Below are 9,085 nucleotides of genomic sequence, written 5' to 3'. Positions count from 1 at the left end.
AACCACAAAGGTACAGACTGTGATGGGCAACTATCGATGGTCCACTGAATCAGTGGCTAGAGACAGACTGTTTTTGAACTACTTGGGGGTAGACACCAAGTAGTGTACGCTTTATCCGACTTTCAGGATATTATGGACTTTTTCCACTTAACCCACTGTTAGCAGAGGAAAAATAAAATGGATTTCATTTGGCAAGTTCAGTATGAAATAACACCTTCTCTACAACAAAGCGAAAAGGTTGATGGAATCAATTTTGAAGTAATTAACAGTAAAACCTATGTTACAACAGAGCATTTAACCGACAATTATGATGACATAAGTAAAACAGTATGTCGTGAAGATATGAAGACTCTCCGAGATTATATGTTGAGGAGAATGGTTTACCAAAAAACATACCAACAAATTATTGTCCTTCTTAAGGAACAACCATTTTTAAAAAATAGAGACGAGCTTAAAGAGAAAGGTGCTAAGTTAACCCGTACTTTAAGGACCTGTTTTGTAATGAGTTTTTCACTTTTAGAAGTCAATGATGAGATTTCATTAAGTGAATGTTTTTGGAAAAATGGTTTTACTGGAAAAAATGCTGGTCTAGAATCTGATATTTTGAGAATTGCTAGCTGGATTGAAAAAAGTGAAGCAGAACAAGATAGCATCCAAAAATTTATTCTGACATGGATCTCATTTAATTCATTATATGGTCTCTATTCCCGTAAAATATCCAACCGAATTTTTTATAATGAAGTGCCACAATTTACTGATACTGTAACAGGGCTCCTTTCTAATGACGAAGCTAAAAAAATTTATGATCGTTATCGCAAAGAGATTGGATGTCTAGCAATTCAAAACCTACAGCTAAGAAATGGTACCAATTTCAGTAATGATTTGGCATTAGAACTAAAGCGTAATCAGTATGACTATAAGTCCATAATTATTAGAGCTTTAGAATGTATCTATTGTATTAGAAATGAATGTTTTCACAATGGTCCTCAACTTGTAAATTTTTCAGAATATCTAAATGGTTCGCGAGAAGTTCTTTTTTTAGTAATTGCTAATTGCCTAAAGAATTTCGTTACTCACAATTAAAATAAAATGCTAACAAAACGTTCGAGCGGACTCACTGAAACTCGCCGCTCAACTCCACGTTACAAGTCTTAAGCGAGATCGAGAATAATGGAAGATCCAAATAACATATATCGAGTTTTAATTAAGTTTATGGATGAATCCTATGTTGATTCATTTCTTGGCGAAGGCTTGCTTTACATGAATAACATTAATTTCTTCAAGGAGTATGAAGATACAGATGTTGCGCTAAGAAGCGACATTCATGAAGGACTTGCTGCGTCATTGAAGGCAAGTGACGTGGTGATAAAAATTGGTGACCATGAAGTAGATGGTGCAATTGGAAAAGTTGATTTTCGTTACAACCATGAAGGCGAAACAAACATCTACAGCATGGGAAAGATAAGCGACGGAGATATTCTCAATGCCGGTGAAAATGGGCTATATCTGTCGGAAAAATTCAATGGCTTTGGGAACAAGGCTGTACTAATTAGTGGCTCTAACATTGTCGAGTTTGAGCGAAGATTAAAGAAAGCTATAGAAGATAGCGAAGATATATATACTCCTAGAGAAGATGGAGTAGTTGCTAAACAAGTGACTTATTTAAGCCGAGATGAACATCATGGACAAATGGATGTATTCAATAAGTTCGATGAATATATCTGGCAATACGAATGGCGTATTACATTTAAGCAGAAGATTCCTGGGCCCTATGCATTAAAAATCGGTGATATATCCAACATTGCAACCGTTCATGACACTGCATCACTAATAAGTCAGCCGTTGAGGTTGGTTCAAAAGAGCTTGTAACAAGGCGCTGCAACCGACAGCCAAAACTGTCACTTGTTTTGCAAAAAGCCGCAAAACCAGCGCCATTTTTGTCTGCGGCTGAGCGCGGCGTTAGCTTTTAAGATAAACAATACTCGTCAAAAAAACACAATTATGACCAATATAATAAATAGTGAACCAACTTTGCCTGCTCTTCCTACAACAGTTTTGCCTGCGATTACCCAATTAACAAACTCACTAGGTATACCAAGGGAAGCATTAGCGAGCGATGAAGAAATCCAATACGCTTGGCGTGATTTACCTAGAGAACTTCGAGAAATACCAGAGAGTCTCAGGGGCGAACTTATTGCTAGAATGTGTGTAGCTGTAAGCACAGGCCTGTTTGACGGTGCAATGAACTATATTTGGAACGCAGCAATTCTTCACTTACGTGATAAAATTAGGACATTTGGCCTCGCTGTCGTATCACAAATATTACAAAAAGATTTTGAAGAAAAACATCTATTAGAATATCAAGATAGTCGCCTACTTGAGCTTTGTTTAAAACTCAATATTATTGATGAAGACGGTTTTTTCTTTCTAGATCAATGTCGAAATGTACGGAATAACTTTTCAGCTGCACACCCAACTTTAGGCAAAGTCAACGATAGAGAATTCACTACATTTCTTAATCGTTGTGTGCGATATGCCTTAGCTGATTCATCCTCACCAAGAGGAGTTGACATTAGTGCTTTTATATCAGCTATCAAAGGAGCAAGGTTTAATGCAAGTCAGTGTGCTATTTGGATTCAGAGATTAGCGGATACTCATAGTGCACAGAGACAAATGCTTGTAACCATGGTGCATGGTATCTACTGTGACCCAAACACGCCTGAGCAAGCGCGTCTAAACTCTCTAGATCTGTGCAATGGACTACCAGAAGGCCTAACGGCATCTATGCGGTCTGAGCTAATTAATAGCCATTCTGAATATGTAGCGAAGGGATATGAAGAAAAACACAATGCATCATTACTGTTTTTTGAAAAACTGGGCCTTTTAAATATCCTTAATGAGTCTGAACAACATTCTGTATTTTCAAAAGCGGTTCAAAGACTCTGGGATGTTCATAATGGCATGAATAATTTTTATAATGAACCAGCCTTTGCTGAAAGGTTGCTTGAGCTAACTACACAAGGGGCAGTACCAGAAACTGTTCAACTTGAATACGTGCAAACTGTTGCATGTTGTCGAGTTGGTAATGGTTACGGAGTTTCTGATGCAGCAGTAAGCTATTATGATAAAATGATACAAAATTTCTCTCCACGAGAAATTGTAGCCTTAATTCAATCAGCTACTTCTAATAATAATCCTTTGGGGCGACGAATAACCGCAGGTGGTTCTTATCGTTCTAATTTTAAAGTTTTACTTGGCTTAATAGACCCAGGTAGTGTTCCTAATGTAGTGAGTGCTCAATATACACATTTATTACAATAAATTAGCTAACAAAACGCTTCACAAGGAATTTTGCCACTTCCGGCTATCGCTTCACTGAATTGCTTTTCCAATGTTCTCAGTTGTTATTGCCTCTCTGGTTGTTACCAGGCAAAATCCTGTGAGCTCAACGTTGGGCAGAGGAGATGAAAACATGAGGGGAACAATAGAATTAATTGGCCCCAAAAGAGTCATGGTTGGTGTAAGAACAGAAAATGATGATTATTCCGTTCTTGAACTAATCGGCGGATATGATCCTGAAATTGGAGACGTCTTGGCAGGCAATCTAGACTCATTGGGCGGAGAGACGATTTTAAACATGACACAAGATGAGTCTTGGGATGTTTTCATCCAAGATATATATGGTTCAAGAAATTCTGCATTTAAAATGGTGTCAAAGCATTAAGAACCTTCTAAGAAATGAGGCTCATATGAAAATCGAAGATCTTCAAAAAGAGTATGAAAATGCTGGCCATGGTTGGTACAGGGCAGCGTTTGGAAGCATTATCCGACGAAATTATGAAGAAGTAAAACTCATGAGCACTGATGAAAGATGCCAATTAGTAAAAAAAATTGGGGCACCTGCCACCTACATGACTGAACTGAGTAAAGAACTTAAAGGCATTGAGTATGATCGTCTAATAAAGAAAAAGAAATAAAAAAGCCCAACCAGTCATTCCAGCGGACCCGCGAACAGCGCGGGCTCGCTGAATTCTACGTTGGGCTGCCAAGCCCATTCTTTCAACAAACAAGGATGAACAATGTCAATAGCTGCAAAAGAGACACTGAAAACACTTGAAATTCTAATCGATAAATTAGACAAAACAGAAGATGTTGAATGCATACAATTATGTATGACAATTGAACATATTCTCGACAAATTAGAGTTCTGGGCTGAAAATTCTCGGGATGTAAAAGACAAAAATCCATGCTGTAATAGTGCATCTTTGTACATTACAGAAATGAAAATGCCTTTATACTGCATCGCTGGTATCAGTGATTATGGTCATGATAAAATTCAATGTATAGTATGGCTAAAAAGTGGCATCAGGAAACTATCAAGTGCCAGTTGCTTTTCTATCAATGCATGACTCAAACAAGGCAATAGATTTACATGATTCCTTGTAATGAGGCATTTCTGTCACTTTACTTTTACCATCTCCACACCAAAGGACAGGCCTTGAAACTGGTTGCATTTCAATGAAATCTCGCAAATGAATAGCTGCCAAATAAAGTTTCTCAATCAGATCAGTTGAAATATTTTCTATTATCATGGATAAACCTTTTATGAAAAGCCCAACCAGTCAATAAACCTGACCGGAATTGAGCGCGTTCTAAAAATCTTCGAGTTCGTCGGCCGGCAGGTTATTTCACCGTTATGAGAGTTGGGTTTATCATGAAAATCGGATAAAAATGAAAAACAAGAATCTTGAAGAAGTGTATATTTGCGCATAAAACATGTACTTTGGGGACGTCAATATCTTAGAAGGAATGTGTGATTCGTATGAAAATTTCCGAGCATCAGGTCACTATCACTCTTTCAGTGGCTCTTTTTATTATGTGTATCATTACGTTCCTTTTTCGTTCTGATATAAATAATCTAAATCAATCTGTCATCACCCTCGTAGCATCTATAACTTTGTTCATAAATATGGTGGTTTACCTTAAGTGGCGTTGGGCTTTTACAGGTCATGTGGCTGTCGCTATAATCACAATTGGATGTTCACTCTATTTTGATGAACCGTACTTTCAAGCAGCTTTTCCTGCTGGTATGCTGTTTGCGCCTGCCATGACATTAATGTTATTGAAGAATCCTAAATGGGTACTATTTATTGGAACAGGTCAATTTTTAATCGTCATTTTGCGAGTCGGTTTTCAACCTGGAATTTCGATCGTATCTGTTCTAATGTACTATGCAATAATGATCATATTAATCATCGCAAAAATTATCTCGGATAATGCTTTGGAACAGGCTGAGGTAAACGAAAAGAATGCCAGAGAAAATGCCGAAAAGCTGAAATTAGTCAACCAAAAGTTAAGTGAAGAAATCCATCAACGTAAGGCATTGGAAGGCCAGTTGTTGCAGGCCCAAAAAATGGAATCAATTGGAACGCTGGCAGGCGGTGTCGCTCACGATTTCAACAATATGTTGAGCATTATCATAGGTTACTCAGAATCGGCCCTGGAAAAATTTTCTCCAGATGATCCTATCTATGAGGATATTAATGAAATATTGAAAGCCGGTAAGCGTTCAGCAGATATTACCCGGCAACTACTGGGTTTTGCTCGCCAACAAACCACCGCTCCAAAGGTGCTTGATTTAAATGATAGCATAGCAGCTCTGCTTAAAATGTTACATCGTTTGATCGGCGAAGACATTGATCTTGCGTGGCGGCCAGGGGAGAAGGTGTGGTCGGTAAAGATTGATCCTTCTCAAATCGATCAAATTCTGGCCAACCTCTGCATCAACTCCAAGGATGCTATTACAGGCATCGGACAGATCACTATCGAGACTAAAAACACCAGTTTTGACAAGGAATACTGTACCGACCACGCCGGGTTTATTCCTGGAGAGTATGTAATGATTGCGATAAGTGACAACGGCATCGGCATGTCTTCAGAAATAATAGACAAAATTTTTGAGCCCTTTTTCACAACAAAATCTCTCCACAAGGGAACTGGGCTGGGGTTATCAACAGTTTACGGTATTATTAAGCAGAACGATGGTTTTATTAATGTATACAGCGAAATTAATAAAGGGACGACAATCAAGAGCTACTTGCCCAGGCATAAAGGCAAAAGGGATATGGAACATCAGAAAAATGCCCAGCGAGTCCCTTTGAGCAATGGTGAAACCATATTGTTGGTCGAGGATGATAAGGCTATTTTGAAACTTGGTGAAAGAATGCTCAAAAGCTTGGGATATTCCGTACTCTCAGCGAGCACTCCTGCAGAAGCGATTAAAATCGCCGATGATAATATAGCAAAGATTGACCTTCTAATAACGGATGTGGTTATGCCTGAGATGAATGGCCGAGAGCTGTCCGAGCGGCTTCAAAGCCAAGATCATAGCCTTAAAACACTTTACATGTCAGGTTATACAGCGAATGTTATTGCTCACAGGGGGGTGCTTGAAGAAGGTGTCAATTTTATATCTAAACCATTATCAAAAAAAGAACTGTCTGTTAAAATCAGAGAGGCGCTTGAATACGCAAATCATTGAGTTGTGAATTATCCTATACATAACCTTCAATGATACAGGGATATTACAATACCGGATCAATGTTGCACTTTTCAAAAATAGTTCATAAGGAAATTATTACATAGCAAAAAAGCATATTGAAAATCCCACACAACAAAAAAATTCAGCGGACACAAAAAGCCGCGCCGCTGATTTATACGTTATGCTATCCACAAGTCACGAATGGAGTAAATATGATTTTTACAGAAAGTTATGAAGAATTGAAAGAGAAATTAGCTGCTATTGGTGGTGAGTGGGATGAAAGTCAACCAAGCAAAAAAACTTTGCGTCTTGATGGCGGTTTGATGAATTGGTTTGAAACAACGGGTACGATAAGCTTTCAAGGAAAGTTAAAACCTAAACAAAAGTTACAAAAACTCGTTGAGTTAAAATTCCTCTCTGAAGAGGAACAAGTTAAAATTGTAGACGATAATCCTTTTGAGGATATTCCTGAAGAGAAAGAAGAGAAAGTTGAAGACACTGAATCAAAATCTGTTTCTGATCAATATATAAGTGGAACATTTGACGATTCCGAAATAATAATTGGAATTGTAAGTTCTGTTGGGACGGAAAGCTCAAGAGTTATAACCCCCCTAAGTGATAGGCTACAACAATTTGGATATAAAAGCATTGAGATAAAAGTTTCTTCTCTCCTAAAAGCTAATGCATCTTTAAACGAATATGAAAGAATCAAAAATCACATGATTGCAGGTGACGACCTTAGGAAAAATTCATCAAACAATGCAATACTTGCTTATGGTACAGCAACTCTAATCAAGGAAAAAAGAGACGAAACAATACCCAAAAGAGCCTTTATAATAAATTCGCTTAAGCATCCCGATGAAGTTGAAGTATTGAGGAAAATATATGGGCAAGGTTTTTATTTATTTGGAATACACACTGATAAAAAACGTAGACTGTACTATCTAATTAATGACAAAGGTTTAAATAGTTCTCAAGCTGCCGAATTAACGGAAATAGATGAAGATGAAAATATTTCTTATGGGCAAAGAACACGTGACACCTATCATTTATCAGATTTCTATATAAATTTTGGCCGTAATGACGATCAGGTAAAAAATACAATACAACGATTTCTTGAATTAATTTTCTCTCATCCCTATAAAAATCCTACATTCGATGAATTTGCAATGTTTATGGCATTTTCAAGTTCTGTTAGGTCAGGTGACTTATCTCGGCAAGTTGGTGCGGTTATATCAAAAAATCATCAAATAATAGCAACAGGTGCAAATGAATGTCCTGTATCAGGTGGCGGTCTTTACTGGTCCGAAGTTGATGATACTACCGGTGAAGTAGTAGATAAAAATGACGGTAAAGATTACACAAGAAATGAAGATTCCAACAAGGCTGAACAAACACAAATAATAGAAGAAATTATTTCAGGTGCATCAAAGATCAACGATGTTACCCTCGAACAAATAGAGAATTTAAGAAGCCTTTTAGAGTTAAGTAGAATTCGTGACTTAACTGAATTTGGACGTGTCGTTCATGCCGAAATGGAAGCGCTATTATCATGCAGTCGTTCAGGCATAAGCTGTGTTGGTGGGACACTATATTGTACAACTTTTCCATGTCATAATTGCGCAAAACATATTATTGCTTCTGGTATTGAAAGAGTTGTTTATGTTGAGCCATATCCAAAAAGCAAAGCTTTAGAATTTCATTCAGACTCAATTACCCTTCGAACGACACTTGATGAGGAATCAAGCGGTTCACATGTTGTTTTTGAACCATTTACTGGAGTTGGGGCTCGTCGTTTCTTGGATTTTTTCTCAATGAACCTTGGTGCCGGAAATAAATTAAAAAGAAAAACCAAAGAGGGATTAACTTTGGATTGGGATAGAAGTACTGCACAACCAAGGGTTCTACTGCTTTCAGAATCGTATATCGAAGTGGAGAGTTCGGCCGTTCAAGTTTTTCAAAAGGAAACTCAAGCATATCGGGATAGGAACGGCCATCACTGACCGCCCCTCCCCCACCACCAAGCATACGGATCCATACTAAGGCGGTTCGGCTGATCAAGACAGGAGTTGTATACCTGGGAGAAAAAGACCAGGGGTTCTTCGGAAATGGGCATTCGGTAATGCGATTATTACCCACTTGACTCTGCTCATTCGCCAAGATCCTTTACGGGCATTTCCCGTACTGCCGCTGACTTATGATAGATACCCCGTTTCTTCAGCTCCCGGACACGGGTTCGCGGATTCTTCCACTGTTTCCAGAGAATACTCCGTAGACGCCTCGTTATCCATCCATGGAGGGAGCGAAGCCACTTGATACTAAGCTTGGCAAAACGGTAATAGTTCCACCAACCACGCAGAAAATTGTTCAGGGTAAAAATAACCTGATGAATGCTTTTGCCGCTTGACCTGCTGCTTAATTGCCGCACCCTTTCTTTCAATCGCTTGATTGATTTTGGGTGGATCTGAATACGGGTGAAGTTTATCATACTGGTAATTCTGAATCCGAGAAAACACATCTCCCATGGACGGGTGACGTGACTTT

Annotated in this window: 10 protein-coding genes; 8 read left to right on the top strand and 2 right to left on the bottom strand. The window is 38.3% G+C overall.

What is annotated here, in order from left to right; all coding sequences use genetic code 11:
* Positions 1-177 precede the first annotated feature (177 nt).
* The 6 genes from JWG39_RS15455 to JWG39_RS15430 all read left to right on the top strand — a co-directional run bounded on the left by JWG39_RS15455 (position 178) and on the right by JWG39_RS15430 (position 4,409).
* Positions 178-1,083, top strand: coding sequence for a hypothetical protein (locus tag JWG39_RS15455; protein WP_205220341.1), 906 nt, complete (start codon positions 178-180; stop codon positions 1,081-1,083).
* Positions 1,084-1,170: 87 nt separating this feature from the next.
* Entirely contained in the window at positions 1,171-1,869 is a 699-nt protein-coding gene (locus tag JWG39_RS15450) for a hypothetical protein (RefSeq protein ID WP_205220340.1), read from the top strand.
* Positions 1,870-2,001: 132 nt separating this feature from the next.
* Positions 2,002-3,321 (top strand): hypothetical protein, encoded by a 1,320-nt coding sequence (locus tag JWG39_RS15445; protein ID WP_205220339.1) that lies wholly within the window; start codon positions 2,002-2,004, stop codon positions 3,319-3,321.
* Between the two features lie 70 nt (positions 3,322-3,391).
* Positions 3,392-3,724, top strand: a complete 333-nt coding sequence (locus JWG39_RS15440) for a hypothetical protein (protein WP_205220338.1) — start codon at positions 3,392-3,394, stop codon at positions 3,722-3,724.
* Positions 3,725-3,749: 25 nt separating this feature from the next.
* Positions 3,750-3,977: a hypothetical protein gene (locus tag JWG39_RS15435; RefSeq protein WP_205220337.1), complete on the top strand. Its 228-nt coding sequence runs from the start codon at positions 3,750-3,752 to the stop codon at positions 3,975-3,977.
* A 102-nt stretch (positions 3,978-4,079) separates the two neighbouring features.
* Positions 4,080-4,409, top strand: coding sequence for a hypothetical protein (locus JWG39_RS15430; protein ID WP_205220336.1), 330 nt, complete (start codon positions 4,080-4,082; stop codon positions 4,407-4,409).
* Here the strand turns inward: JWG39_RS15430 and JWG39_RS15425 are convergent.
* Positions 4,377-4,592 carry a hypothetical protein gene (locus tag JWG39_RS15425; protein WP_205220335.1) on the bottom strand — a complete coding sequence of 72 codons (216 nt, stop codon included), beginning with the start codon at positions 4,590-4,592 and terminating at the stop codon, positions 4,377-4,379. The two genes, JWG39_RS15430 and JWG39_RS15425, sit on opposite strands and share 33 nt — an antisense overlap.
* Before the next feature lie 230 nt (positions 4,593-4,822).
* Between JWG39_RS15425 and JWG39_RS15420 the strand changes: the two genes are divergently transcribed.
* Both JWG39_RS15420 and JWG39_RS15415 read left to right on the top strand, forming a co-directional pair.
* Entirely contained in the window at positions 4,823-6,541 is a 1,719-nt protein-coding gene (locus tag JWG39_RS15420) for a response regulator (RefSeq protein ID WP_240192176.1), read from the top strand.
* 212 nt (positions 6,542-6,753) lie between these two features.
* On the top strand, positions 6,754-8,544 hold the full coding sequence (locus JWG39_RS15415; protein ID WP_205220334.1) for an anti-phage dCTP deaminase: 1,791 nt from the start codon (positions 6,754-6,756) through the stop codon (positions 8,542-8,544).
* Between the two features lie 146 nt (positions 8,545-8,690).
* Here JWG39_RS15415 and JWG39_RS15410 read toward each other — a convergent pair.
* Positions 8,691-9,085: group II intron maturase-specific domain-containing protein (locus tag JWG39_RS15410; protein ID WP_275889028.1), on the bottom strand; the 395-nt coding region annotated here is incomplete at its 5' end.

The organism is Desulforhopalus vacuolatus, from assembly GCF_016918505.1.
Classification (GTDB): domain Bacteria; phylum Desulfobacterota; class Desulfobulbia; order Desulfobulbales; family Desulfocapsaceae; genus Desulforhopalus; species Desulforhopalus vacuolatus.
The sequence above is the reverse complement of the archived record's forward strand: the minus strand, read 5'-3'. Positions and strand labels throughout refer to the sequence as shown.